This is a genomic window from Nocardioides cavernae, from assembly GCF_016907475.1.
Taxonomy (GTDB): domain Bacteria; phylum Actinomycetota; class Actinomycetes; order Propionibacteriales; family Nocardioidaceae; genus Nocardioides; species Nocardioides cavernae.
In genome coordinates, this window is the sequence record NZ_JAFBCA010000001.1 from 2,941,275 (window position 1) to 2,967,642 (window position 26,368).

Consider the following 26,368-nt stretch of genomic DNA (forward strand, 5'->3'; position numbering starts at 1 on the left):
CGTCCTTCCCTCGGACATCGGTCCGCGAGGGAGGGAGACGAGATGAACGCGAACCAGGTCACCGTGCTGGTCCGGCAGGCGAGCGAGGGGGACAGCGCCGCGTGGGAACACCTCTACGCCGAGTACTCACGCTTGCTCTGGGGCGTCGCACGGCGATTCCGCCTCGACGAGCACCAACGTGCGGACGCCGTCCAGGCCACGTGGCTGAAGCTGCTGGAGAACATCGACGACATCCGCGACCCCGCGTGTCTGCCTGGCTGGCTCGCCACCACAGTGCGCCGCATCTGCTCGGACAAGGTGCGTGCCTCGCAGCGGGAGAAGCCGGTCGAGGTGCTGGGCGAATGGCGCGTCGTGCACCAGCGAGCGGACGACGACGACGACACGTGCCCGGTCCGCAGCCTCATCCGGCGCGAGCACCAGGCAGCCGTCCGGCTCGTCCTGGCTGAGCTTCCCGAGCAGCAGAAGCAGCTGCTGCAGCTGCTGCACGCGAGCCCGGCGCTGAGCTACCAGGAGCTCAGCAAGCTCACGGGCATGCCGGTCGGCAGCATCGGGCCCACCAGGGCTCGCATCCTGGCGAAGCTGCGCTCGGCGCTCCAGGCGCACGGGCTCGTGGACGGAGTCTGCGCATGAACCGCGAGGACAGGACGGGTGCCGAGCAGGCAGTTGCGTGCGCGCGGTCGAGCCGGGACGTGCCACGCACCTGCTACTGCGGACAAGCCCTCGAGGGGTGCCGTCGGGCTCACTGCTCGCGCTGCGGGGTCAGGCTGCCCGTCGTCGACGTGGGCAAGAGGGCGCTCGGGCGCTGGATGTGACGTGGAGGTGGACATGCGTTGGTTGTGGGGGTTCTTCGGTCTCGCGCTCGCCGCTGGGGGAACGGCCGCCCTGGTCGGCATGGCGGCGAGGCCGAGCCGGCCGGTCATGGTCACGACGACCGACATGGAGGGCAACACCATCACGGAGGAACGGCCCCTTCGGCGGTGGGAGCTGACGCTCGCCCTCGTGGGGTTCGGGTCGATGGCCGGCATCGGAGCGCTGTTGTTGCTCGGTGCCGTTCCCGTCACTGATCGTCGTGTCCCCGACGAGCGACTCCTGGCGACCTCGTTCACGCTCGTGCTCGCCGCCATGCTCGCGGCCGGAGCGGTCGTGTCCTGGGTGACTGCCTGGCGCTCGCGCGGAGGCGAGCGGCCGTCGTACGACGTGGCTGTCGACCCCGACGACAGCGTCGATGACGTCGCCACGAACCTGCTGACGCGCGTGATGCTGTCCCACCCGGCCAGTGCCGTCGTGCTGGGCACGCTCCTCGCCACGGTGGCGGCATTCACCATCACGCAGGTCGGTGCGGTCTGGCGTGGCGACGATGCCCGGTTGGCGGAGGTGCTGCAGTGGCTCCAGCCGTTCAGCGCGCTCGGTGAGCTCGCGGGCTTGGGGGAGGTGTCTGTCGCCTTCATCCTGCTCGGGCTCGGGGTGGTCCTTGCCCTGGCCACGGGCAACGGGCTGAGCGCGGTCTTCACGGTTGCGCTGGTCATGTTGTTCTGGCTCGTGGCGCTGGTCGCCTGGCCATTCGGTCTGCTGGACGACTGGCTCGGGCTCGGCCGTAGCCTGCTCTCGTTGGTGTGAGGAGGTCGCGATGCCTGAGATTCCACCGGTTGCCCTGCGCACCTACATGGGCATCCGGATCGGCGTGATCGCCGTGATCGTGGCGCTCTTCCTCGCGGTCGGCAAGGAGATCGCGAGCGAGCCGGACTGGTGCACGCAACGCTCACTGAGCGCGTACTTCCACACGCCGGTGATGCCTGTCTTCGTCGGCGCGCTGCTCCTCATCGGCTTCGCGATGATCGTGATGTGGGGACACACGATCGTCGAGGACGCCGCGCTGAACCTGGCCGGACTCCTGCTCATGGCGGTCGCCATCGTGCCCACCCTCGATGCGAACTACTGCAGCGTTCCACCCGAGCTCCGTGACGCAGGCGTCGATCCGGAGGCGCAGAGCGTCGCCGACAAGGACCTGATCCTCCAGCACGCGGACACGGTTCGGTCGACCTTCTGGGCGTTCTTGATCGTCGTCGCCGTGGTCCTCGTCTTCACCCTGCTCATGGCGCTCAGACGACGGTTGAGTGACTCCGCGCCCAGCCTGTCTCGCCCCGCGACGATCGGGTACGCAGCCACCTGGGTGCTCGCCGCGGCAGCGTGGGGTGTGTACGTCTACCTGTTCCAGGCGGCGGACGACCCGACGAGCTTCTTCAACCACGAGCTGCACGGCTGGTCGGCCAACATCGGCGTCGGGTTCATCATCGTCGCCGTCCTGACCGCGGCAGCCGAGTCGGCCCGCGGCACCGACGAGGCCGTGCCCTGGTGGCGACGGTGGAAGGCGGTGGCCGACTGGGACCGATGGGTCTGGCTCTATGGCTCACTCGGGACGCTGATGGTGCTCACCGCGATCGTCGTCAAGGGAGGTGACCGGCTCGACTGGTTCGACGGCTGGTTCGGGGGCTGGCTCGACACCCACGCCACCTTCGTCCTGGAGGCGATCCTCATCGTCCTCCTCGGCGTCTACTGGCTCATGCAGACCATCCAACGCCGCGCGGAGGGAGCGCCCACGTACTGACCGGACGTCTTGGAGCAGCATCGTCTCGGCCACGATGCGAGCCGCCGTCGGTAGTCGTTCGACGAGACCTCTCCACGAGGCCGAACCGTCAACACGCAGGCCAGGGGGACATCAATCGATTTCCTGCGACTGACCGAGATCCTCGAGGGGACTCCCCAGCCGGAGGCGTGGAACGGAAGCTACGCCTTCGGCAGACCGCGGTCCTCGACGACCATGCGGGTGTGGGAGCCGTCCTCGGTGAGCCCCACCTCGATCGGCCCCTCGTCGTCCCGGCTCGGGTCTGACGTCAGGAGCAGGTGATGGCGCACTCCTACACTCGCGCTGTGCACCTTGACGACTACCTGATCACTGACGCCACCGACCTGGCAGCCTTGGTTGCCGACAAGCAGGTCACTCCGGTTGAGCTGCTGGCCCTGGCACGTCAGCGTGCCGACCAGGTGAACCCGAAGATCAACGCGATCACCAGGAGGCTGGACGACGTGGCTGATGCGCGGGCCGCCGAGCCGCTGAGGGGTCCCTTCGCAGGCGTGCCGTTCCTGGTGAAGGATCTCGCCCAGGAGTACGCCGGGTTCCCCACCACCAACGGCTGCCACGCGCTGGTGGCCGACGTGGCCGAGGAGCACGCACTCGTCACGCAGCGCTTCCTTGACGCGGGACTCGTTGTCTTCGGCAAGACCAACACCCCTGAGTTCGGAGCCAAGGGCATCACGGAGGACGATCTGCTGGGGCGGGCCCGCAATCCGTGGAACCTGGCCCACACTCCGGGTGGCTCGTCCGGTGGCTCGGGCGCCGCGGTCGCCGCGGGCATCGTCCCGGCGGCCGGCGCGAACGACGGCGGCGGGTCGGTCCGCATCCCCGCCGCCTGCAACGGTCTGGTCGGGTTGAAGCTCAGCCGTGGCCTCACGCCCTACGGTCCGCAGGGCACCGAGATGATGTTCGGGATGGTCACCCAGGGCGTGGTCTCCCGCAGCGTCCGGGACAGCGCCGCACTGCTCGATGCGATCGTGGGTGCGCCCACCCGCTACGCGGCGTACGCCGCCGCGACCCCCGATCGTTTCCTTCCGGAGCTCGACCGCCCACCCGCGCGTCTGCGGATCGGTTTCACAGTCTCCTCGGCCATCAACCCCAGCCCAGACCCCGAGGCGGTCGCCGCGGTCGCGGGTGCCGCTCGCCTACTCGCCGAGCTCGGCCACGAAGCCGAGGAAGTCGAGGCGCCGCACGACGACGACGCCCTGGCCCGTGACTTCCTGAGCATCTGGTTCGCCCAGCTCCACGGCCAGATCAGCCTGATCAAGCACCGACTCGGCTCGCCCGACAGCGCCTTCGCTGCCGACTCGCTCGCGGCAGCCGAGATCGGCCGCGCCGCCGGAGTCGGGGCGCTCTTCGCCGCCTTGGAGAACGTCAACCGGCACATCCGAGCGCTCGACGACTTCCACCAGCGCTACGACCTGCTGCTCACCCCGACCTTGGCGAAGCCGCCGCTGGAGGTGGGCTCTGTTGATACCCCGCCGATGCTGCAGCGGGCCTCGCGGATCATCGCCAAGGTGCGCGCCGGCAAGCTCCTCAACGCGACCGGCATCCTCGACCAGCTCATCGCCGAGAACTTGGGCTGGGTGCCCTACACCCAGCTGGCCAACCTCACCGGCCGCCCCGCCATCTCCGTGCCTCTGCACTGGACAGCCACCGGCCTGCCCCTGGGGGTGCAGTTCGTCGGCTCCCTTGCCTCGGACGGTCTCCTGCTCCGGCTCGCCGCGCAGCTGGAGCAGGCACAGCCCTGGTTCCACCGGTACGCCGATCTCGACCCGGCGCTGACCGTCTAACGCGTAGGACCGTGCAACCGGAAGTCAGCGCAAGGGCGGCGGTATGACGCAGGTGCTCTTTGGGGGCGTCGCCGCACCGTGACCTGAGGGCGCCTGGACCGTCGCCGCCGATTCGCCTGTAGCCGCCCTGGCGCCTAGTCCGGGTACTGCTCATCCAGGCAGAGGCTAGGTCGGGGGCGTCAACGTCCTGCCCCTTGGCACTGGCACGCAGAGCCTTGGTGGTGCTCTACTGACGTAGGTATTCCTCCTGCTCTGGGTGGTGTCGATGCACATCCGGCTCGTCGCGCTGTGCGTTCTAGCTGCGACGATGTTGGGCGGCCCGTCAGTCGATGCGCACTTGCCTTCGAGTCTCGTGCCTAGGACCCTGCAGCAGGCGGCGACCGTAGGGATGATCGCCTACGTCGCTTGGGGCCAAGATGGTGTGCCCAACATCCATACGATCCGCACCGATGGGTCACGGAGCCGTCAGCTCACGACTGGCGGAGGGCTCGGGCCGGTGTGGTCCCCCGACGGATCACAGCTCGCGTTCTGGTGGAAGAACCGAGTTGGGGTCATGAGCGCGGGCGGAACCACTCGGAGATGGGTGGCGACCGGCTCGAGTCCCACGTGGTCGCCCGATGGAAGCAGATTGGCCTACAGCTGCGACGAGGACAGCGCCCTGTGCGCTGTCGAGCTCGACACGCATCACGTCACGACGATCGTGCCACCTACGACTGACGGGATCCACATCGGCGTCGGGCAGAAAGACTGGTCCCCAGACGGGTCCTTGATCGTCTTCACCGGGTGGAGCCCGGAGGGCGACGGCTATACGAACTACCGACAGTTGTTCGTCGTCCATCCTGATGGGACCGGCCTGAGGGCTGTCCCCAACACCTTCCCGACGGGGACCGGTCCTGCGTGGTCGCGCGATGGGTCAGCGCTGCTGTACGCCGAGCGGTACGACGGTCGCGGCGGTGAGGTCAGTGGCGACATCTACTCCATCCGCCCAGATGGGACGGCCCGAACACCCGTCGTCAAGCAGCCCGGAACGGACGACGACCCCGCTTGGTCTCCGGATGGTCGGGCGATCGCTTTCACGAGTGCAGCCCTTGGGTATCCGCGCATGCAAGGCATCTGGACAACGTCGCGCGACGGCCGCAACCGGCACCTCGTCGTGCGTGGCGGTGAAGACCCGACCTGGCGACCTGGGTTCGAGGCTGGGGCCACTGCGCCCCCCGCCGCCCCCGAGTCGTCAGGGAGAAGGATCGCGTACGTCGCTGCGAGCGACGCTGGATTCGATCTGTTCGTCGTTCGTCCTGACGGGGACCGTTCGCGACGTCTCACCAAGCACGGGCGAGCTCAGAACCCCGAGTGGTCACCGGATCACAAGCGCATCGCCTACTCGACCCTCCACGGCGGGATCCGGGTGTTGAGAGTTGATTCCGGCGTCGACCGCAAGGTCGCCAAGTCCTACGGCGTTGCAGGACTCACATGGGCACCGTCCGGACGGCTACTGGCCTGGGGCGGCTCCGAGGGACTGACCATCCTCAATCTACGCACGGGCCACCGCCGCGTAATTCCGATCGAAGTGGGATGTTGCCCCCGCGATCCGGCCTGGTCCCCAGACGGCCGAGTCGTGGCGTTCAGTCAAGACTTCTCCACTCAGCGAACCGACATCATGACTATCTCGCCTTCTGGCGAGCGTCTTCGGCGGGTGACGCGCCTGCGCGGTGCGGAGAGGGAAGCGGAATGGTCACCTGACGGTCGCACCATCGCCTTCACCCACGAGCAGGGTCCGTGGTGGATGCGATCCGCTGAGGTGCTGACTGTGCGAGGCAACGGGAGTGATCTGCGCGAGCTGGCGGCCACCGATGGCATGTCCTACAGCCCAAGCTGGTCCGACGACGGGCGCCTCGCCTGGTACAGCGACGGGCGTCGCGCCTCCCCAGCGCCGCGTGCGGGTCTGTGGAATCTCGACGCGCGCGGTCGGCGCGAACTCCTCGTCCCGAACCGGACCATCGCGTACGTGGCTTGGTAGCGAGAGGCAGCTTTCGACCATCGGAGGAATTTGTCGGCAGGCACTCGCCCGTTGTTCAAGATCGTGGCGTGTCCGGCACCGTTGGGGAGTGCACCCTAGGCCCCCGCGCCCGCTGCCATGTGTCAGCACACCCTTAGGCGGCGGTGTGACGCACACTCAGGCCCGTCAGGGTCGCCTGTGGGTGTTGGCGACGTGCTGGGCGTGACGGCTTGGTCCGGCCCTTCGTGACGGGACGGGACGATGGTCAGTCGAGCGTGATGTGGCCGCGGTAGAAGTACAGGCCGAGTGGTGACTTCGTCCTCCTTGCGCACTCCCTTGACGAGGTCCCAGGGACGGAGCATTGTGCAGATGTTGCGCGAAGCGCGCGATGTTGCCTCATACGCAACCAGCGCTTCGGGTTGGCAGAAGTGACACCAGTGAAAGCGTCACCCATCCGGAAGTGAGCCGACGATGAACTTTGCCAGCCAAGCCCGATCGCGAGTTTTCGTCATCCTGGCGCTGCTGTTCAGTCTCGGCGTCGCCAGCGCCCCAGCCTTGGCGAAGGACGGGCTTGCCGTTCAGACAGCTCTTCCTTCAGCCGCGGGCGACAGGGTCGTCCAGGACGACCCTGACAACCCCATCAAGTTCTCCATCGATGCAGCCATCGCCAGCGGCAGCGTTTCGACGCAGGACCTGTACATCGGCACCGTCAAGTCCTACCTGGGGGACGAGGCGGACGGTGACACCCCCGTCTTCGGAGGGGGTTTCGGCGTTCACCCCTACGACATCCTCATCATGAACGACCGGGTCGGCATCGTCTTGGCGGCAGGGACTGACGATCCCTGGGGGTACCCCGGCGGCTCGATCCTCGACGCCGGCCGCGTCACGGTGCCCGATGGGAGCACCGACCTCAAGAGCGCCACCTTCGGCGATGACTCGGTCCTGACCGCTCAGTTCCTCTTCAACACCTGGGACGCGTGGGCCCCGTCGAATGCCGGCATGGTCTCGTTCGACCTGGTCAGCTACAACTTCGAGACCAAGGCGATCGACGACGTCAACGGCATGCCGGCGGTGCAGGTGACGCGGAAGTTCACCGTCCCCTACAACCTGAACGGCGTGTCCACCCCCCGCGACCTCGACGTGATCTCCTACTACAGCATCGCGCCGGGCAATGACTACGCCTACTGGTTCGACACGATCCACAACAACGGGTCCGCATTTTCGACGGAGGCGCAGAACGAGGTGGTCATCTCGAACAAGGGCAGCGTGGGAATCGACACCAAGCCGGTGGCCGCGCTGAGCGCCGCCAACACCTTCAATTTCGTCACCGACGACAGCGGACAGCCCACCTCCCAGTTCTCGACGACCCTGATCTCTCCCGGAACCAACCTCGGGTCGGACGGCAGGACGCACCCCTTTAGCGGGATCGATGGTGCCAGGGGTTATCGCCAGCTCCAGTTCTCGGCCGCTAATCGTCCCTACGCTGCGGGCGAGACCCGGCTCTACGAGTCCTACCTGATGATCGACGACCAGGCATCTTGGCAGAAGGTCTACGACTTCTGGGCGGACTACAAGGGCCTGGACACGTTCAACGTCTCAGGGACCGTCACCAGCGCCTCCGGAGCTCCGGCGCCGTATCCCACTGTCATCGTGTACCGCGGCAACACGCTGTTCGGCTCGGTGATCGGCGACGCGAACGGGCACTACAGCCTCGACCTGCCCAACGAGAACACCACCCAGACCTACAACCTCCGTGTCGAGAAGAAGGGCACCGTTCCCGGGACCCCCACCGCCAACTTCACCAGCGCCACTGTTCCCGCGGGGGGTGTCGCCCTGCAGACAGGCGCCGACAAGGTGCCTGTGACGTTCACCTTCAAGGACCAGAACGGCGATCCCATCTGGGGACGGATCTCGGTAGGCGCCCTGCCCCAGATGATCTACACCGGAGAGAACTACTACTTCTCCGACCGCAACCCGGACGGATCGATCAACAAGGGCGTGGTCACCGCGATGGTCGCCCCGGGCAACTACTCGGCCACCGCTCGGGGTGAGGGCTACGGCTTCTACTCCTACACCACGAACTCCTCGACGTTCACACAAACCGTCACCGGCAACACCGCAACCGATCCCACCCCGACCGTCCACATCACCAAGCCGCTCAGCGCCCCCACGGACTGGTTCGGGGTGGACAACCACCATCACGGCGGGCGAATGGATGCGTTCTCCCCGCCCGCGGTGTCGGCCAACGCGCAGGCGACCGCTGGACTGGAGGTGATGTCCCTGGCCGACCACCAGTTCGTCCTGGACAACTGCCCCGTCTACACCTGGTCACGAAAGCTCGGCGCCACCGGCTACATGCCCAACGAAGAGATCACGCCGAGCTGGGCTCACCACAACATGATGCCGCTCACGGGTTACGCCTACGACCGCTTCCGTGACTGCGACCAGGTGAATCCCATCATCAACACCAACACCAACCACCAGGGCATCCTCGATGACGCCCACCAAAACGGCATCGCCATCGGCGTGAACCACCCCAACAGCTCCTACGGGCTCTTCCTCGCGGACGACGACCACACCGTGCCCGGTGGCATGAGCGGAGACTTCGACGGCATCGAGATCCAGGGGTTCGGTACCACCACCATCAACGAAGCCTTCGACTTCTGGAGCGCGTTCCTGTCCGGCGGAACTCACCGTGGGGTGGAGGTGAACAGGCCCCACTACATCCATGGTTCCACCGACATCCACGACTCCGGTCAAGGAACGGGCAGCGGTGGGCAACGGTCGTACGTCCACGTAGAGGACGGCAAGGACAAGAGTGCGGCGGACTTCGACGAGTTCTCGCTCGAGTTCAGCAGGAACCAAGCGGCCGGTCACAGCTTCGTCTCCAGTGGTGCGTTCATCACCCCCACCACCGGCAAGCTGTTCGGCAAGACGTACCGGGCGGACCAGGACGGAACCTTCACGGCCGACTTCAAGGTGTCAGCCCTGAACAACATCACCGACATCTATGTCTTCGGCAGCACCGGAACAGGCACCTCGACAGGTGGGTTCAACGGACTCACCAACCTGATCTCCCGCACCACTTACACCGATGGTGACCTGGCCACGTCCAAGGACTTCACCGTCAGGTTGGACGGCGTCCAAGGCAAGCAGTGGTTCGCTCTCGGCGCCGTCACTTCCGCGGGCAACCGACGTGCCATCACCAACCCCATCTGGGTGAACGGGCCCGACGTCCCAACTACGCAGACGATCACCGAGGTGGAACCCATCATCAGCTACCCAGAGGTGCCGACCGTCGGCAACGTCATCGAGCAACCGCGAACGGCGATCATGACCACCAGCCCATGGTCAGGTTTCCTCTTCGCCGATTGGAAGCTCACGGGCGGCAACTTCGACTCCGTGGCGAAGAAGAACATCAACTACATCTACACGCTCACCTTCGACGCTCCGAGTGGCTTCGTCTTCGATCCCGCACTGAAGGACCCCAAGGCCGGGGTCCAGGTGTCGAACGACGGCGCGCAGAGCAAGCTCATCTATCGAGTGCACCTCAAAGCGCTACCCGGATCGAGATGATCTTGGCTGGGGGATGAGGTCCTCGGCCCTGCCCGCCGCGAACACGACCGGGCACAGGAGCAGCCACGCTGGTCATCACACGACCGCCGGCAACTGCGTCCCCAGCCGCCGATGCGGAACGAGCCCACATCGGCTGCTTGTTTCATTGACGGCAGGACCGAGTCTGGCGAGGCTCGGTCCAGGCGCCCGGGTCGTCGCTCTCACATCGGCTGCCCACGCTGGTCGTGTGGCTCTCATCTGGCCTGCGCGGTCCCGGGCGTCGCCAGGGCCAGGAGAGGCTCAAGAGGGGTTTGTCCAGCTCGAAGCAGCGTTGCCCTCCCGGCTCGACAACCGAACAGGTTTCGAGGATCGGAGGAGCTGATGAAGGACGAAAGCGGTCGTGTGGTGATCGGGATGGACCCACACAAACGGTCGGTGACGATCGAGGTGATGACAGCCGACGACACCGTCCTCGGTGGCGGCCGATACGGCACTGACGAAGCCGGGTTCGCCGACATGGGGCGCTATGTCAGCCAGTTCCCTGATCGTGTCTGGGCGATCGAAGGCTGCTCCGGCATCGGGCATCACGTCGCAGTTCGGCTGCTCGCCGCGGGCGAGGACGTCGTCGACGTCCCGCCGAAGCTGTCCGCGCGCACGAGGGTGTTCGCGACCGGTCAGGGACGCAAGACCGACGCCACTGACGCCCACTCGGTCGCGCTGGTCGGGACCCGGATGGCCGGGTTGCGGCCGGTCGTGAATGACGAGCAGCTCGCGGTCCTACGTCTGCTGGTCGACCGCCGTCGTTCGCTGGGTGAGGAGCACAGCCGCAAGACCTCGCAGCTGCACCAGCTGCTGCTCGAGCTGATCCCGGGCGGTGCGAAGCGGGACCTGTCCGCGGCTCAGGCGAAGGCGCTGCTGGCCAAGGTCCGTCCACGCGATGTGGTCGGCAAGACCCGACGGCGCGTGGCCGCGGAGCTGGTTGCGGACCTGGAACGGATCTACGCGCGGAAGAAGGCCGCGAACAAGGAGCTCACCGAGCTGGTCGCGGCCACCGGCACCGGACTGCTGGACCTGCACGGCATCGGCCCTACTGGCGCCGCGCGCTTGTTGGTTGAGGTCGGTGACATCACTCGGTTCCCGAACAAGGCGCACTTCGCGTCCTGGAACGGCACGGCCCCAATCGACGCATCCTCCGGGGACCACACGCGCCACCGGTTGTCGCGTGCCGGGAACCGTCAGATCAACCGCGTGCTGCACACCATGGCCCGCGTCCAGCTCCGCAACCCGACGCCCGGGCGCGAGTACTACGACCGCAAGAAGGCCGACGGCAAGGCGCCGATGGAAGCGATGCGCTGCGTCAAACGCCGGCTGTCCGACATCGTCTTCAAGACCATGCTCGACGACGCCGTCCGATCTTCCCCACCACTCGAAGGGACGGGCCCGGGAGGACACCGGGGCAACGACTCTGACTCCAGCGCGACCGGCTCACAGCCCCACACCGGCTCTTCGGACAAGTCACTTCCCGGACCCGCCCACCACCGATCCTAGAACCCCGCTTCCCGCAGCGTCTTGACACAGAGGGGAGGCAGATCAGTGCGTCCGGCACGCGGGGGAAGGACGCTGTTCGATCCGCAAGCGTGCCAAGGCAGATCTATGGTCGTGACGTGAGCGAACTCCCCGTCCTCGATGCGACTGACCAGCGCATCCTCGGCAGCCTGCTGGAGAAGCAGACGACCGTGCCCACCACCTATCCCCTCTCCGCGAACGCACTGGTATCGGCGTGCAACCAGAGGAGCAGCCGCGACCCCGTCACCGACCTCGACCAGCAGACCGTCGAGCGGACCGCGAAGTCGCTCAAGGATCGCGGGCTGCTGCGGATCGTGTGGTCCGACACCGGGCGCCGGACACTGAAGTACCACCAGATCCTCGACGAGCATCTCGCCCTCGAGCCCGATGAGCGGGCGCTGCTTACGGTGCTGTTGCTCCGTGGGGCGCAGGCGCCGGGTGAGCTGCGCACCCGCACCGAGCGCTTACACGGGTTCGCCGACCGGGGCCAGGTCGAGGATTGCCTGCGCCGGATGGCGAGCCGCTCGCAACCGCTGGTGTGCGAACTCGAGCGCCGGTCGGGCCAGCAGGATCCGCGCTGGATCCACCTCCTGGGAGCCGCGCCGGAGCAGACCTCAGGCGAAGCCAGCCATTCTGGGAGTGCCGACGCGTCGCGCATCCGCGTCACGCAGATCATCGCCGACCTTCACGTACCCGACCTCCCCGCCTCCAAAAGCTTCTACAGCGACTACCTCGGGTTAGTCGAAGAGGAGTTCAACCTGGGCTGGGTGGCCCGCCACACCTCGCCGGCTTCCAAGGCGACGCTCCAAGTGATGACCAGCGATGCCACCGCACCCGTGGACCCCGTGGTCTCGGTCATGGTCGACGACGTCGAAGCCGCCTACCGCCAAGCACAGGAGCGCGGGTACGAGATCGTGCATCCCCTGACAACCGAGACATGGGGCGTGACTCGCTTCTTCGTCCGCGCTCCCGATGGCAACGTGCTCAACGTCGTTCAGCAGCACGCAAGCTGAGGGTCTTGTCATCCGCGGCGTTGGGCGCGCGTTCACCGAGTAGATGGCCCGGCGGCCTCGCGGCGGTATGACCGTTCTCCCTGGTCGCGACGACGCCGCTTGTCTCCGGGCTAGGGTCACGAGCGTGGCCACCTCGTCGTCCGTCGGTTTCGCAGCCCTTGTCGGGGCAATCGCCGGAGCTTCGCTGGCCGCGCATCGCGGGATCAGGGCCGTAGCGGGAGCCGCCTTCGCGGGTGCCGCGGGGCTGGGCGTCTCCGAGGCGGCGTCCCGGGCTCGCCAAGCGGAAGGCGAGATCCCGGCGCTGTGGCAGCGGATCGCGGTGAGCATCGCGCTGGCCGCTCCGCTGGGATGGGCTTCGGAGAAGGTGGCGAGCGCACGTCCCCGGACGATCGGGCTCTTCACCGGCGCCGTCGTAGGACTGATGGGGATACGACCGCAAAAGGTAGCGATGGGCCCGGCCCTTGGCCTCGCCGTTGGAGAGCTGCTCGCGCGGCGACAAGCTCCGGGAGCGGCGGTCGCCAGCAGCACCGTGCTCGCCTACCGCAGCCTGTCCGCGCTCGTCTTCCGCGACGCCCAGGTCAGTCTGCTCGCTGAACGGGTGCGCGCCGCCGACCTGCCGTTCGTCGTACCGCGACCCGCGCGATCGAGGTACGTCGGCACCGGCTACGTCCAGAGCCTCGCCGAGGAGCTAGGTGCCCACTACACCGCCAACGCGTCGGACACCGGGATCGTCGCATCGCTCGACGCTCTCGCCGGTCCGGACCTCGATCCGGGCCAGGTCGACCCGTTGGTGAGGGAGTTCTACGAGCACACCACTCGATTCGCCCTCGATATCTTGCCGCAATGGCGACTGTGGGTCCGGCCCGGCTACCTGCTCTACCGCACCCTCGTCGCGCGCCCGCTCGGACAGGCCAGCATGCCCATGAACCAGCGCGAGGCCCAGCGCGGCATCCGCAGCAGAATCGACACCGTCACCGGGGTCGACGGTGTGGTGTCGGTACGTGGCTGGATCCGCTCGTTCGCCGATGACGACGAGCCGATCATGCTGGGGATCTACACCACCTACACCCACGACGACCGCGGCTACGTGAGCGTCGGATTCCCCGTGCCCGAGGGCAGCTTCACCGCCACGCTGCGGCCGCAGGCCCGACCCGACAAAGGCCTGAGGCTGACCAGCCGGGTGAACGATGGCCAGGCCGGGCACTACCTCACCTACGTCGACACGACCTCAGACGAGCTCACTGCCCTGGGCGTGCCGGGCTTCGAGGAGCAGCTCGACGTGTACGTCGACGACGGCGTGCTCCGCGCCGAGCACGCGTTCTGGGTCTTCGGCTTCCCGTTCCTGACGCTGCACTACCGGATCGAACGCAAACCCTGAGCGTGACATCGCCCTCGACCGACGGCGGCCGATCCTGCCGACGCTAGCCACGGCCGAAAGACTGAATGCTGCGGTTCGGTGCTCGGGACTCACTCGCCCTGGACGCGGCGGTATGACCGCCTACGCAGATCCATCTCCGCCTACGCAACTAGGTCGTTGCCTCCCCTCGGGCACGTCGAGATGGATGTACCCCTCGAACGGCAGAAGCGCTATCGAGGCGGCTCGGCGCCGGTCGCTCAGCTGGAGCGCAACGCAGCGACGCTCTTCACGAGACGACGCAGCGGCGTATCGCGCTGCGCTGTGAGGCGGCCACCATCCTGCGTCAGCCCGAAATGGGACAGCAGGTCCTGGCGCCCCTCTCGCTCGGCCATCAGCAAGATCGCGTCCCGGTCGTAGGAGTCGGCGAGTTCGGCGGCGAGGACTAAGTCGTCGGCCGCGACAGCATCGTTGATGGACTGGACGTAGTTGGCGTAGAGGGCGTTGAGCTCGTCGGTAAGGCGGGTCTGGTTGGTCATGGACAACCCCTTGGAGTCGCGATGTGGGCTAGCTGTGACCTCCAGTCTCGGGCGCCAGTTGGATCGTTCCAATAGGACGGCGCCATGATCTTGGGCACGCGTGACCCGGTCGACCCCAGAGGGCGCGATGATCGAGATCCCGGATTGTCAACCGCGACGGCGTCGCGCAGCCTGCGACGTCCGCGCCTTTCAAGAGCTCAGCAGTTCGCGTTAGGCGCCGGGCGTGTGCGCCGCTTGCCCACGGCCATCGTTGTTGAAGCACGCGAAGTGACTGAGTCCCCGTCCAGTTCGACAAGTAACCGCTCACGCAAATTCGGATGTCCCCGACAGGCGGCGGTAAGACGCACTTCGCGTGGTCGAGCTGGATGTCGCACGCTTGCGAGACCGGGGGTCTGTGGGCACTCTGAGGTGAGGTGGACAAGCACCGCGTACCTGTCGGAGGGGCATGCGCGCAGTTGGCTCATACGTCACGCTGGTAGCGGTGGTCGTCTTGTTCGCTGGGTGCAGCGAGGAAAGCCGCCAGCGCAGTGAGTCACGCTCCCCGGGCCAGCCCAGTGGGAGATCTGCCCCCGAGAGCACGGACAGCGAGAGTGCTAACGAGAGTCCATCGGCTGGTTCGGTGACTCCGGCCACGAAGGGACCTATCTCGCCGAAGCGACGAGAGAAGCTCGAGGGGTTCCTCGACCGGGTTCAGTTCCTCGACCACGCGGGTCCGGACCTCGAGCTTCGCGAGATCCAGTACACCTCCCGGACCGACGCCGTGGCGATGCTCCTCGACCAACGCGAGGGGAGCGAAGGCACGGTCATCGCCACCACCGACGACAACTGGGCCCACGCCACTCGGATGTACATCAGCGACGCTCTCGCCTACTTGGTGTCGTACAGCCCGCTAGGCGGTGGGGCGGTGGCCGTCAGGGCCCAGCAGCAGGACCCCTTCATCAACTACCCGGCGTTCGTCTTCTACCCGAACGGCAAGACGAAGCCTCTGCGGGTCTTGGAGCCGCAGGCACGAAGAGGAGGAGACGTGCTCCTCGACCTCGACCGCTTTGGCAGCGTCCTCTACGGTCTCGGCGAGGTCCAGACACGGCAGTTGTGGGCTGCCGACGTCGATGCTGCGGAAATCTATCCGGTCGAGGGCACCCGGTTCGGTGAGGTGTGGCAGCACGTAGCGGGTCGCCGCGGAGCGATCATGGGCGTCCAGGGCTTCAAGCGTCGCGGTCAGCAGTGGCGCTTCGAGACCAGTAGCGACCGCGGACGCACATGGACCACTACCGAAGCCGACCTGCCGGGAGGCAGGTCCACCGGCGGCCCAGGATTCGGGTACGGCCAAGCGGGGGTCGCCGTGGGGCCCGGACACCTGCAGGCGACGGTGTCGACGACGTGGTTGCAGGACCTGCCGTCGTACGTCAACGCGTTGTGGCAGACAGATGACGAGCAACGATTCCACCAGGTCCCGCTGCCCTGGGACCGACCCTACTTCGGCGGCATCGCGTACGCCGACGATGGAGCTCTGCTCTTCGGCCGACTCTTCGTTTCCGACATCCCGTGCACCAAACCGATCTGCGGGCCGCCCGGCGAGATCTGGCGCTACGCCCCGGGGAGCCGCGTGCCCGAGCCCCTAGCCGGCGCCCCTAGCCTGCTCGGTCCGTACTGGTCCGGGGGGATCGACACTTCTGGCGGTGTCATCATCGCCAGGACTGGAGTGCGAACGATCTCCGTCTCCTCCGACGGATATCAGTGGACGCCGGTCACACCCGGGTAGGTCGGCCGCGAGCGCTTTGTGTAAACCGGGCTACTGCGGAGGCGAATGGTCGAGGTCATGCCGGAAAAGCCAGCCCCGCGTCATCATGCCGAGACGCCACGCTCATGTGCGGATCTGGAAGTCGGCAGCGTCCCCGACAGGCGGCGAAAAGACGCACCGTCGAGCTCCGCGGCCGCGGCTTCATCGCCACGGCCGTTGACGGGGCTGTAGTTCGAGGGAGTCCGCCATGGTCAGTAGCTCGTCGACGACGGAGGGCGGCGCGTGCCGCGTCCACCCGGCGAGCACGAGGAGAGGCTCGCCGTCGAGGTCGATCAGCCAGATATCATAGGTGCCGCCCAGGCCGAGGTTGCTGAGCGGTCCCTTGGCGCCCTGGATGGTCTCCAAGGGGCAGTCGGGCCCACGGCGGGTCTCCTTCAGCCTCAGGTGGTAGGCAGGGTGACCGAAGCGGGTCGCGGCGTCGGGGCCGTAGGTCACGCCGACGCGAGGCAGTCTGGTGAGATGGGGCAGCAGTCGGTCTACGCCCGCGCCCGTGAGGTCGAGCACTTCGCAGTTGGGTGCGGCCACCCAGTCGAGCTCCGTGACGTACAACCCGGCGTACCACTTCGAGCGCTCCAATGCCTTCGTGTTGTCGGCGCCGACCGGACCGATGCCTTCGAATCTGTCTGGCCCGTACGACGCATTCCAACCTTTAGAAACCCGCACCCACGCGGCCGGGAGAGCGATGTCGTGGTAGGGGGTGAGCTCGTAGGTTCCCTCATCCAGGGTGACGTTCTCAGGACCGGGGTACGGCTTCGCGGCGGAATGGGTGTCCTCAGCCGGCTGTGGTTCGTCGCTGTCCCGGCCCGTCGCTGCAAGAAGGCCGGTCACCACCAGCGCGCAGGCTGCCGCGGCACCCACCACAGCGTGCCTCCGGTTCCGTCGGGCACGGCCGGCTGCCTCGATCCGCTCAAACTCGGGCAGCACGATCGCCCGCTCCGCCTCTTCGCGGAATGCATCCAGCAATCGTTCAGACATGGTCGACCCCTCCTTCGGCAGGCGTCAAGCTGGTCGCGAGCGCTTCGCGTCCCCGGCTCAGTCGCGACTTGACCGTCCCTTCTGGGACGCCAAGCTCTGCGGCTATGGCGCCGACCGGTAGGTCGGCCAGGTAATGGAGCGCTACCACTTGGCGTTGTTGCTCCGGCAAGGCTCGTAGGGCGTTGATGATCTCGACGTGCTCTTCGAGGGCGGCTGGGTCGCGCGGTCGAGTCATCCGATCCTGGGCCCGGCGACCGTTGCGCTTCTTGCGCCAGCGGCTGCGGTGGGCGTTGACCGCCGTGGTGCGCAACCATGCCTCTTTGTTGTCGACGCGGAGGAAGCGTCGGCTGGTCGCGACCGCCTTCACAAACGCCTCCTGCACGAGGTCCTCGGCCTCGTCGTAGTCGCCGGTGATGGCGTAGAGCTGGACGACCAGCTTGCGGTAGCTCGCGTCAAAGACGTCGCGGAGGGCGACGCCGCAATCTTCGGGGCCCGACACCAGCCCGAAGGTGATGGAGTCCTCGTCCATGCTGGCCTCCTGGAGGGGATGCCTGTGACGACTCCCGAGCAGCCTCTTCCGTTCCGCCGAACTCTGATTGCTTCTCTCAGGGTGCTCTTCTGCGGGGACCGGTACGGCGTGGTCTAGGCAACCGGCCTCTCGAAGGCGCACCGCGATCGAAATCCGGGATCTCCGGGAACCTGCAGATCCAGTCGAGAGTCGTCACACGTACACACTCCGCACCATGTCCGGAGATCACGGCAAGGACCAGCGCGCGGACTGCGACGCCCGGTCCACGCAGGCCCTGAGCGTGGCCAGTCACGTCACCGCTCTGGCACCGCCATGCCACTGCACTGTCTGGCAACGCTCCGGCCAGCGGTGCCCCCTGCCCGAAAGGCGCAAATCATGAGCACCTCATTCACCTTCCGTCGCACCGTCGCCGGTGCCATCACGATCACGGCCACCTTCTTTGCCGCGACCGCTTGCGGAAGCGCTACAGATGTTTCCCAGTCCATCACCCGAACCAGCAAGGAGACCCCGACGAACAAGGCCTATCCGGCCGACGGCCGGGAGAACCGCAACAGCGCGCGCAACGCTTCGACGCACCGCCAGTACCCGGCAGACGGCCGGGAGAACCGCAACGCCGTCAACGGTTCGACGGGTCGCCAGTACCCGGCTGACGGCCGGGAGAACCGCAACGCCGTCAACGGTTCGACGGGTCGCCAGTACCCGGCTGACGGCCGGGAGAACCGCAACAGCGGGGCACCGTTACCGTTGCCTCGCGGGCGCGACACGTGCTGTTAGCCAACTCCCCATCGGTTTAGTTGAAGCCCACCAACCGAAAGAAGTCCCGCGATTGACGCTCGCTTGGACGCACGTCATCGCCATTGAAAGCTGACGCCGTCAGGCGGCGGTAAGACGCAGATCCGTTCGTGGGTTGAAGCCGAGATGGCACACGACACCCCTCGAGCGAACGATGCGCCGTGCGTGCCCGGAACACATCGGTCCGAGAAGGTCACTCCCGCGACAGCGGATCTTACGCCGCCGCGCGCATCTCGGCCGGCCCTAGGTTGCCTAGCCGGAATTAGTCGTACTTGGTGGCATCCAGAAGCGGCTTCGGCTTGTCGACCCGCTTCCAGACCTTGATGGTCTCTTCCCAGGTCGGGACGATCCGCAGGGTGGCGGCCTCCTTCACCAACTCGAAGTAGAAGGCAATGAGTGCCGCCTCGTCGCCTGCCAGACGCGCCACCAGGTGTGCTCGGGAGGTCACATCGACCGACAGCAGCAGTTGTAGCAGCTGCAGGCGTGTGGCTTCGTCCTGTTCGCCGGTCTCGTCCAGTTGGCCGAGCAGGTCGTAGAGCAGCGCAGCCTCGACCCATTGCTGGGCCACCGACGGATGCACGCTGGCGGTGCTCGCCAGCTTCTCGCGTCCGACGCCGACTAGATCGCTGAGGTGCAGCAGGCCGTAGCCCTTCAACGCCTTGGCATACGGTTCGAACGGCTCCAGCTCGAGGTATGTCGTCAATGGCCCCGGCGCCAGGATTTCCTTGAACTCCTTGATCAGGTCGTCATGTGCGCGTTTGCCTCCCTCGTTGCGGAGGATGAAGACCGCCATGGACGGGTCCTGGGGTGCCCACTCGGCGAAGCGCGGAGCTGTCGCGGCGACGCGCAAGTCGCGCACGGCGAGCTTCCACTCGTCCGGGGCGTTTGGTACGGCTGCGTAGAAGCACGCTCGTCCGTAGTAGTCGTTGCGCGTTTGTGGTTTGAGGTCGTCCCTGTTCAGGTCGAGGTTGCTCGCCGCAGACTTCACCGCGTCGACGTGCTGGCCGAACTCGGGTGCGTGGGCTGCAAGGTCGCGCAGCAGGAAGGCGGTGGGACGTACTGATTCCCCGACCAGGGCTGCCAGCGACGGGGTCGGGTTGGCCTCGAGGGCGATGAGACGTTCCCTCAATCCGAGGGCAGCTTTGGCGCTCTTTCTCCACGCGTCGGCTCCTCCCTCCGCATCACCGGCGATCGCGCGGTCCAGGCGGACGTTCATCCACGCGATCGAGCGGTTGTACAGCAGGCGCAACTTTGCCGCCTCGTAGCCTCGCCGAACCGGGTCCGGCTTCGTCGGAGACAGGTCGGCGTCGAAGTCATCCCACAAGCGGTTCAGAGCCTCTGCATACCGCGAACGGCCGTCCGGGTCTGAGTCGTCGATGGCGTTCACCGCGGCCATCCGGGGAAGGAGGTAGCGAGGGCTTGCGTCGATTGCTGCGTGCACCAGGGCGGACTTGCGGCTGTCGCTCACCCCGGGTCGTCGCGAGATAGCGTGCAGCGCCAGGGCTTGCCAGCGCGTAGCGCCGCACAGACCCTCCTGCAGGTCCTCGTGAGGCCCTGACAGCACCAGCAGTGTGTGCGCCGCGGCAATCGTGAGCATCTCGTCGAGGTTGCTCAATTCCGATGCGTCAGCCGCGTCGCCGTTGGCAGTTGCGCTGTCCGTTGCATCAGCGTCAGCCGACGGTAGATCCGCGGCGCGCACTACCAACGAGCCGGCTGGGACGGCGATGCGGTTGCGAGTGATGTCAGCTACCAGGGTGGCGTCGTCGGGCAAAGACACTGTCACCCGCCACGGAGCTGACGGGCGGATAACCTTCAAGAGATTGAACAGCGCTGCCGCGACTGCCCCGCTCGGCACTGCGGTCAGTGCGTCCTCGGGCAGCGAGGTGACATCGCTCTTACCTATGTGCCGGATGTCGTGCGGGTTCTCCGACCCGAGCTCTTGGAGCCGAGCCAACATCATCTGCGAGCGAGCGGCGTTGTCTGACCCCGAGTCGCCCCGTACTAGCACCTCGATGGCTAGGCCTGTACCGCGAGCACAGGCCACTAGAACAGCACCAGCGATCGCAGCCCATCCACCAGCCACCAGCGCCACGTCGACATAGACGGCCGGAATCGCCAGACCCGTGGCCACCGCCCCAGCGACCGCCAACACCAACGCCGGCCGTTCCCACTCCTGGTGCCGTTGCCGCCACGGCGCCAGTAGCAGCACCAGAACGAGAGTAGTTAGCGCTGCGGCGAACGGCCACCACTTGTTGTCGTCGACATCGACGTGCGCGGCGACCGCGGCGCTGCACCCCGCAGCGACAATCAGCGCGAGGCCGACCGTCCACCATGACAGACGCAACCAGTCGGCTGGCGCCTTCGCGGCGGGACGCACCACGACCCCGGCTGACAGTCGCGCCAGCACGAGCAACACCAGGATGATGCCCAAGGCCGCGAGGAGCACGTCCTTGAGGGGATCCAGGTTGGCCTTGGTCCATGCCGACCAACTCTTCTGGAGCTTCTGCTCCCAGCCCGCCTTGCTGGCGTCCTTCGCGGCGGCGGCCGTGGCGGCCGCATCCTCCTTCTGCAACAACCTGGCCAGACCGACAGCGGCGCAGGCACGATCTGGCGGGCTGCCGCTCGCGATGACCTGCTCGTAAAGCCGCTTGGCGGCTGGGTATGCCGTGGAATCGCCAGAATCGACTATCGCGTCTGCCGCGGCAGTCAAGTCCGTCGAACCGTTGCAGGTCGCCGAGATGGGGCGCTTGCTTGGAGTGGACTCGGAAGCCGTGGTGTCAGCCCCGTCGGGGTTGTCGGATAAGTCGGACGCGAGCCCCAGGACGAAAGCTGTGACGACTACGGCCAGCGCCAACGTCAGGCCCTTGTTCGAGCGGGCCAGGAGCAAGACCTTCGCGAGCCAGACTCCAGCAGCCATGAGCACCCCCGTACCGGGTGCGTCCCGGAATGTCGGACCCGGCACCGACATATTGGCACGAGTATCCATGTGCCGACCAGAGCCGACTTCGGGGCCGATACAACGCCCGATAAGACTCGACCGTCGCCACGACAATGAGGTCTCGGGCGGTTCGTGAGCTTGCCGTTCCAAGAACTAGTGCACGTGTGCGAACGCCTACCGAACATTCCAAACTGCTGAGCGATGCCGTGCCTGCCGGCTTTGCACGGATTTCAGGTCCGGAGCAGGAGAGACCAGCACGCGGCGGTAAGACGCAGGTCGCCACGCATCGGACAGCGACACCAAGGCGGGCGCGCTCTACCGGTCTCGTCAGATGAAGACTTCGCCATCGAACGCAGAGGGCGAAGTAGTTTCGGACGGGCTGGCCGTCCTGGCGCTTGACGGCCGAAGTGCGCGCGAGCATCGTTAGGACTTCCAATCGTCAAGGGATTGACGGAGGAAGTCGGCATGGACGATGAAGAATTCCGAGAAGGGCTCAACTCGCTCGACAGACTCGCGTTGACCGAATACCACGACGGACTGGCCGTTGTCTCGCAGGATCCCGACCCCCGTCACGCCGCGGTGCGTCTTGGTCGGCTCGTTGGCGTAGAGCTCAAGGAGCCTTTCGCTAAGAGCCGACCGCTGGCGTCCCCATCTGAACGAACGGCTGCGTACAGAGGCTGGGACCTTGTTGCGAGCAGGGAGGACTTCGACCGCGCAGACCGCGTCGCCACTTGGCAGTACCAGGCGCTCGGTGCGATCAAGGCCGAACTGGCGGCTGACGACCCACGTGTCCGCGATTGGACTACCTACGACTTCGCCTTCTGGGCGCAGAACGAGGAGGGCTTCTTCGGCTTCTTTGCTCGAGCGGTCCGCCGCTACATTTGCGGAGATCCTGTTGTTCGAGCCAAGGTCGAGGAGGCTACGACCACCTCGAGGAAGAGCGGTATCGCTGTGGCAGACCTGAGTCCCGAGGTCGTTGTTGCCAGCGGCGGTGCAGCTCTGGGCACTTACCTGGTAGCGACTGTGCCGTTTCTCGGCTTCATGGGGGTCCCCGTGATCGTTGCGCTGGTTCTGATCCTCTATCGCCTTGGAGTAGAGGGTTTCTGCGACTGGTCCAACAGCCTCCGGACCGACGAGGACGAAAAGCACTGAAGCCGATTGAATGGCTGCTCAAGGTGCGGCGGCAGCGGCTTGGCACAGAACAGAGCTGCTACGCGCGCGTGTTCAATGTGGGTGGCCCCCAGGGCGCCGCCGAGCAGGTTGCGGGCCGCTGGGAGTTGTCCGCTCGCGGCGAAAAGACGCAGGTCGTCGTCGACCGAATTGCGGTGAGCGGAAGGTTTGTCACGCTGCGTCGACGGTGGCGACGCCGTGCGGCGTCACGACGACATTGCGTTCGTTGCGGGCGAGCCTGATGAGCACGACAAGTGCTGAGATGGCGACGGCAACGGTGAGAAGCAGTGTGAGTACCTGGACGAGGTCTCTGCCGTAATTGCCTTCGAGGAAGGTGGAGAAGTCCCAGAGCCCATGGGCGATCATGGCCGGGATGATGTATCCGTAGTTGCGTCGCCACAGATACAGAACCGCTCCGGACAGGCCAGCGAGCACGATCTGACTCAGCCCCGCTGCTCCCGTGCCCATGAACACGTTCGGAAGATGGAACAGGCCGAAGGCGATCGCCGTCCACAGCGCCGCGGTTCCCTCGGGGCGGCCATGGGTGCGCATGCAGCGTAGAAAGATCCCCCGGAAGAGGATCTCCTCAGCGAAGCCCACCAGAACGGACGTGCAGGCGATGGCGAGCAGGAGATCGCCCGGGACGTCGCCCCATTCGAGTCCGGCGAGCCGGATCACAACGGCGGCGACGAACATGATCAAGATCGCGCGCATCAGCGTCGACATTGCAAGACGCCCCGGGTCGCGCCACATGATGTCCCAGCGCGACCACACCACGAAAGCGGCCAGCAGGACCGAGCAGACAGCAAGCGAGAGAACAGCGGTGCGGTAAGCGTTGTCAGCAGTGTCGAAAAAGTCCTGGTACTCGATCCCGCTGGACAACTGGATGCCGAAGCAGATCGCCATGTAGACGATGACGATCCCGACCCCAAGGCCGATGGACGGCTGGACGCGGTAGCGCGTGGGCGCGTTCCGCTCTGTGGATTCGGCGCTCACGGCAATCTCGCTTTCGCTGGGTGACATGCAGGATCGCAGCAAATCGCCAGCCATCGATAGCCCATCCGCTCAGCGGCAGATCCGGTCGTTCGCCCACGGCGCCGACAGGCGGCGGTTCCGGCTACATCTACCGTGAGCTCAGCGGTCATCCGGCTGCCGGCCACCTATCTGCGGATATAAGCGCCTGCCGCACGTACCGATCCCACGTCGGCTCGTCGATGAGCATCTCGAAGTCGGGCCGGGGCTGGTGCAGGCTGGACCTTTTCAGGAGCCTCGCAACGACGCGATCGGCGGTCGCGTCGTCCGTCGGCAGGGACCATTGCCTCACCCGCTTGTGCGTGATCCCGGCCCAGCGGTACGCCGCCTTGATCCCGACGTCCACAGCCAGGCCGTCACCCTTGGCGTCGACCCTGTTGCCGATCCGGGCCCGGAGCTCGCCGGCCGTCAGATCCTCGCCGGGTGGGCCGTCGACCACTACGGTCAGGCGCCGCCGCAGGAAGCGGCTGAACAGGGCCTCCGACGCCGTGCCAGGACTGGTGCCGCCGACGGCGATCGCCGCGTCACACAGGCACGCCTCGACGAAGTTGCGCCGGTCCCGCCATCCTGGGGTGACCACGACCCCCGACGTCCCGTGGTCCCGGGGCGCTCGAGCCTCGCCGGCGTTGGCGACCCCGATCCAGGCTGCCGACTCCCCGTCGCCTGAGTTCTGCAGGGTGTAGGCGGACACGTCCTTGACCGTGCCGGGCCTCTCGTCGTACTGATCAGGCCGCGGCCCGGCTCCACTGAGCACCAGGGCTCCCGCCCTGTGGATCGCCGCCGCCAGCAGCTCGGCCGCGAGCAGCTCGGCGTCCTTCACCTCCGGAGGCGTGGTCGGGTCGCCGAAGTTGCTGCCGAAGATGGCGACGACCGGGACCGTGGGATCGATGAACATGACTTCTCCCTTGCAGGGAACAGCGGCTCGAGCATTCACTCGCCTCGTCGTCACCTCGTCGTCACGACGCGCCCCAGTGGTACGCGGTGTCAAGGCCGGTCCAGAGCGGGGTGCCGCTCACATTGACCAACTCTTTACCTGACGGCATCGTGTGACGTGAGAGTCGACCAGCGATGGGGACGCGTGCGGGGCGACGCCGCGGCACCGCCGCCTTGACCACGAATGCCTTCGGGGGCGATTGCGATGGGTCATCAAGGCACCGCACCCGAGCCGTCCGGGTACGACGGACTGGGCTACGCGGCCCGGCTCGGCACGGTCGGTCGAAGAGCGGTCGCGCCTCCCGTGCGGCTGAGCCTGCTCGGGGGATTCCAGCTCGTCATCGACGGCGAGGGGGTCGTCGTACCGGCGAGCAGCCAGCGGGTGCTGGCGTTCCTCGGTCTGCACGCACGCCCGCAGCAGCGTCCGCAGATCGCGCGCATCCTGTGGCACGACATGACGGACCAGCGCGCCATCGCCAATCTGCGGGCGGCGCTGTGGAAGCTCCACGCCGTCAGGGAACGAGTGATCGCCGTCGGCCACGACCGGCTCTCCCTCTGCCTGGACGTCGGCGTCGACGTGGTCGACGTCCTGGAGCTGGCTCGGGAGCTTCTCGACGTCGCTCGGGACACGCGGGTCGGACAGCCAGCGGAGTTTGCGGACCTGTTGGAGCTGTTCTCGAATGACGTCCTCCCCAGCTGGGAGGACGACTGGGTGGTGTTCGAGCGTGAGCGCGTGCGGCAACTGCGTATCCACGCGATCGAGGCGTTGTCGGTGCGGCTCAGTCGCGACAACCGGCATGCCGAGGCCGTCGAGGCGGGCCTGGCCGCTGTCGCCGCGGACCCTCTGCGGGAGAGCGCCCAGCGCGTGCTGATCGAGGCGCACCTGGCCGAGGGGAACACCGCGGATGCGCGGCGGCAGTTCGACGCCTTCTGCGACCTCCTCGCGAGGGACCTCGGTGTGCGTCCGTCCCCGGTGCTGAGCGCACTGGTCGCCGGTCGCTCAACCCGCGACTGACTCGCCGACAGACAGGGCCGGCGGGCCGGGCGTCCGCGCGAGGAGCGTCAGGGCGTCGGCCGAGACGGCGAGCCGCGGATCGCAGGTCAGTCGCTGCCGGTAGTCGTCCAGGGTGCGCTGCGCGTCGAACTCGTTGCCTTCGGAGAGGTGTGCCTCCATCACCAACCGGCATGGGGTCTCGCGCAGCGGGTCGATGGCCATGGCCGTCAACGCCAGCTGGATCGCCTCCGAGGCGTCGCCGCGGGCGAGCGCACGCCTGGCCTGGGTCTCGAGCATCCTCAGGGTCAGCTGGCGCACCTTCTCGCGCTCGATCGTGAGCCAGTCGTCGTACCAGTCCGGGAGCAGGTCGACGAACAAGAAGTCGAAGGCCACCGGGCTGTCCAGCCTGCCCACCCCGGACGCCGTCAGCTCGCCGACGACGTCGCGTGTGTCGACCCACACGGACTCCGCCAGCCTGAGCCGCGTCGGGCTCGTCTCGACGAGCTCGACGTCCAGCCTGCGCAGCCGCCACAGCGAGGAGCGCAGGTTGGCACGCGCCCGCTGCTCGGTGCTGTCCGGCCACAGCTGCTGGGCGGCGAAGTCACGCTCTACACCGCGCACGGTCAGGGCGACGAACGCGAGGAGCCGCTGTACACCGGGCTGCAGGGTGGGGGCGCGGTGACCGTCGATCGTGAGCTCGAACCCGCCCAGCAGGTGAAGTCGAACGTCAGGCATTCGCCCCCCTCGGTCGCAGCG

The 26,368-nt window shown here is 66.8% G+C and carries 21 protein-coding genes; 13 read left to right on the forward strand and 8 right to left on the reverse strand.

The annotated features are described in order from the left end of the window. Positions 1-42 precede the first annotated feature (42 nt). From JOD65_RS13870 to JOD65_RS13880, 3 genes are all read left to right on the forward strand, one after another. Entirely contained in the window at positions 43-630 is a 588-nt protein-coding gene (locus JOD65_RS13870) for an RNA polymerase sigma factor (RefSeq protein WP_191197324.1), read from the forward strand. Between the two features lie 195 nt (positions 631-825). After that, positions 826-1,617, forward strand: a complete 792-nt coding sequence (locus JOD65_RS13875; RefSeq protein ID WP_191197323.1) for a hypothetical protein — start codon at positions 826-828, stop codon at positions 1,615-1,617. A gap of 10 nt (positions 1,618-1,627) precedes the next feature. Continuing rightward, positions 1,628-2,605 (forward strand): hypothetical protein, encoded by a 978-nt coding sequence (locus JOD65_RS13880; RefSeq protein WP_191197322.1) that lies wholly within the window; start codon positions 1,628-1,630, stop codon positions 2,603-2,605. A gap of 179 nt (positions 2,606-2,784) precedes the next feature. Here the strand turns inward: JOD65_RS13880 and JOD65_RS23760 are convergent, their stop codons facing one another. Then, complete coding sequence (locus JOD65_RS23760) at positions 2,785-2,913, reverse strand: hypothetical protein (RefSeq protein WP_263575359.1); 129 nt, start codon at positions 2,911-2,913, stop codon at positions 2,785-2,787. Between the two features lie 15 nt (positions 2,914-2,928). Here JOD65_RS23760 and JOD65_RS13885 point away from each other — a divergent pair, with 15 nt between their 5' ends. The 6 genes from JOD65_RS13885 (at position 2,929) to JOD65_RS13915 (ending at position 13,933) form a co-directional block, all read left to right on the forward strand. After that, positions 2,929-4,425 carry an amidase gene (locus tag JOD65_RS13885; protein WP_191197321.1) on the forward strand — a complete coding sequence of 499 codons (1,497 nt, stop codon included), beginning with the start codon at positions 2,929-2,931 and terminating at the stop codon, positions 4,423-4,425. 766 nt (positions 4,426-5,191) lie between these two features. After that, positions 5,192-6,442: a beta-propeller domain-containing protein gene (locus JOD65_RS13890; protein WP_224748222.1), complete on the forward strand. Its 1,251-nt coding sequence runs from the start codon at positions 5,192-5,194 to the stop codon at positions 6,440-6,442. A gap of 450 nt (positions 6,443-6,892) precedes the next feature. Then, positions 6,893-9,997 carry a CehA/McbA family metallohydrolase gene (locus tag JOD65_RS13895; protein ID WP_191197319.1) on the forward strand — a complete coding sequence of 1,035 codons (3,105 nt, stop codon included), beginning with the start codon at positions 6,893-6,895 and terminating at the stop codon, positions 9,995-9,997. A 360-nt stretch (positions 9,998-10,357) separates the two neighbouring features. Beyond that, positions 10,358-11,524, forward strand: a complete 1,167-nt coding sequence (locus tag JOD65_RS13900; RefSeq protein ID WP_204811180.1) for an IS110 family RNA-guided transposase — start codon at positions 10,358-10,360, stop codon at positions 11,522-11,524. 116 nt (positions 11,525-11,640) lie between these two features. Beyond that, a complete protein-coding gene (locus JOD65_RS24055) occupies positions 11,641-12,555 on the forward strand; it encodes a DUF480 domain-containing protein (RefSeq protein ID WP_307821173.1) in 915 nt (304 codons plus the stop codon). 124 nt (positions 12,556-12,679) lie between these two features. Next, positions 12,680-13,933 (forward strand): hypothetical protein, encoded by a 1,254-nt coding sequence (locus JOD65_RS13915; RefSeq protein WP_191195534.1) that lies wholly within the window; start codon positions 12,680-12,682, stop codon positions 13,931-13,933. 236 nt (positions 13,934-14,169) lie between these two features. Here the strand turns inward: JOD65_RS13915 and JOD65_RS13920 are convergent, their stop codons facing one another. Beyond that, positions 14,170-14,448 carry a hypothetical protein gene (locus tag JOD65_RS13920; RefSeq protein ID WP_191195535.1) on the reverse strand — a complete coding sequence of 93 codons (279 nt, stop codon included), beginning with the start codon at positions 14,446-14,448 and terminating at the stop codon, positions 14,170-14,172. A 619-nt stretch (positions 14,449-15,067) separates the two neighbouring features. Here JOD65_RS13920 and JOD65_RS13925 point away from each other — a divergent pair. Next, the gene (locus tag JOD65_RS13925; RefSeq protein ID WP_191195536.1) at positions 15,068-16,210 is read left to right on the forward strand and encodes a hypothetical protein; all 1,143 of its coding nucleotides are present in this window, start codon (positions 15,068-15,070) and stop codon (positions 16,208-16,210) included. Between the two features lie 180 nt (positions 16,211-16,390). On the opposite strand, the gene JOD65_RS13930 is transcribed toward JOD65_RS13925, so the two are convergent. After that, complete coding sequence (locus JOD65_RS13930; RefSeq protein WP_191195537.1) at positions 16,391-17,224, reverse strand: hypothetical protein; 834 nt, start codon at positions 17,222-17,224, stop codon at positions 16,391-16,393. Continuing rightward, complete coding sequence (locus JOD65_RS13935; RefSeq protein WP_191195538.1) at positions 17,217-17,753, reverse strand: SigE family RNA polymerase sigma factor; 537 nt, start codon at positions 17,751-17,753, stop codon at positions 17,217-17,219. The genes JOD65_RS13930 and JOD65_RS13935 overlap by 8 nt, the downstream gene beginning before the upstream one ends. A 375-nt stretch (positions 17,754-18,128) precedes the next feature. Here JOD65_RS13935 and JOD65_RS13940 point away from each other — a divergent pair, with 375 nt between their 5' ends. Then, entirely contained in the window at positions 18,129-18,527 is a 399-nt protein-coding gene (locus tag JOD65_RS13940; protein ID WP_204811182.1) for a hypothetical protein, read from the forward strand. Between the two features lie 280 nt (positions 18,528-18,807). Here the strand turns inward: JOD65_RS13940 and JOD65_RS13945 are convergent, their stop codons facing one another. After that, positions 18,808-21,462 carry a hypothetical protein gene (locus JOD65_RS13945; protein ID WP_191195540.1) on the reverse strand — a complete coding sequence of 885 codons (2,655 nt, stop codon included), beginning with the start codon at positions 21,460-21,462 and terminating at the stop codon, positions 18,808-18,810. A 486-nt stretch (positions 21,463-21,948) separates the two neighbouring features. Here JOD65_RS13945 and JOD65_RS13950 point away from each other — a divergent pair, with 486 nt between their 5' ends. Continuing rightward, positions 21,949-22,635, forward strand: coding sequence for a hypothetical protein (locus JOD65_RS13950; RefSeq protein ID WP_191195541.1), 687 nt, complete (start codon positions 21,949-21,951; stop codon positions 22,633-22,635). A 189-nt stretch (positions 22,636-22,824) separates the two neighbouring features. Here the strand turns inward: JOD65_RS13950 and JOD65_RS24060 are convergent, their stop codons facing one another. Further along, positions 22,825-23,649 (reverse strand): CPBP family intramembrane glutamic endopeptidase, encoded by an 825-nt coding sequence (locus JOD65_RS24060; RefSeq protein ID WP_191195542.1) that lies wholly within the window; start codon positions 23,647-23,649, stop codon positions 22,825-22,827. Positions 23,650-23,794: 145 nt separating this feature from the next. Continuing rightward, a complete protein-coding gene (locus tag JOD65_RS13960) occupies positions 23,795-24,580 on the reverse strand; it encodes a hypothetical protein (protein WP_191195543.1) in 786 nt (261 codons plus the stop codon). Positions 24,581-24,922: 342 nt separating this feature from the next. On the opposite strand from JOD65_RS13960, the gene JOD65_RS13965 reads away from it, so the two are divergent. After that, positions 24,923-25,633: an AfsR/SARP family transcriptional regulator gene (locus JOD65_RS13965; RefSeq protein ID WP_191195544.1), complete on the forward strand. Its 711-nt coding sequence runs from the start codon at positions 24,923-24,925 to the stop codon at positions 25,631-25,633. On the opposite strand, the gene JOD65_RS13970 is transcribed toward JOD65_RS13965, so the two are convergent. Further along, on the reverse strand, positions 25,619-26,347 hold the full coding sequence (locus JOD65_RS13970; RefSeq protein WP_191195545.1) for an AfsR/SARP family transcriptional regulator: 729 nt from the start codon (positions 26,345-26,347) through the stop codon (positions 25,619-25,621). The two genes, JOD65_RS13965 and JOD65_RS13970, sit on opposite strands and share 15 nt — an antisense overlap. Between the last annotated feature and the right edge of the window lie 21 nt (positions 26,348-26,368).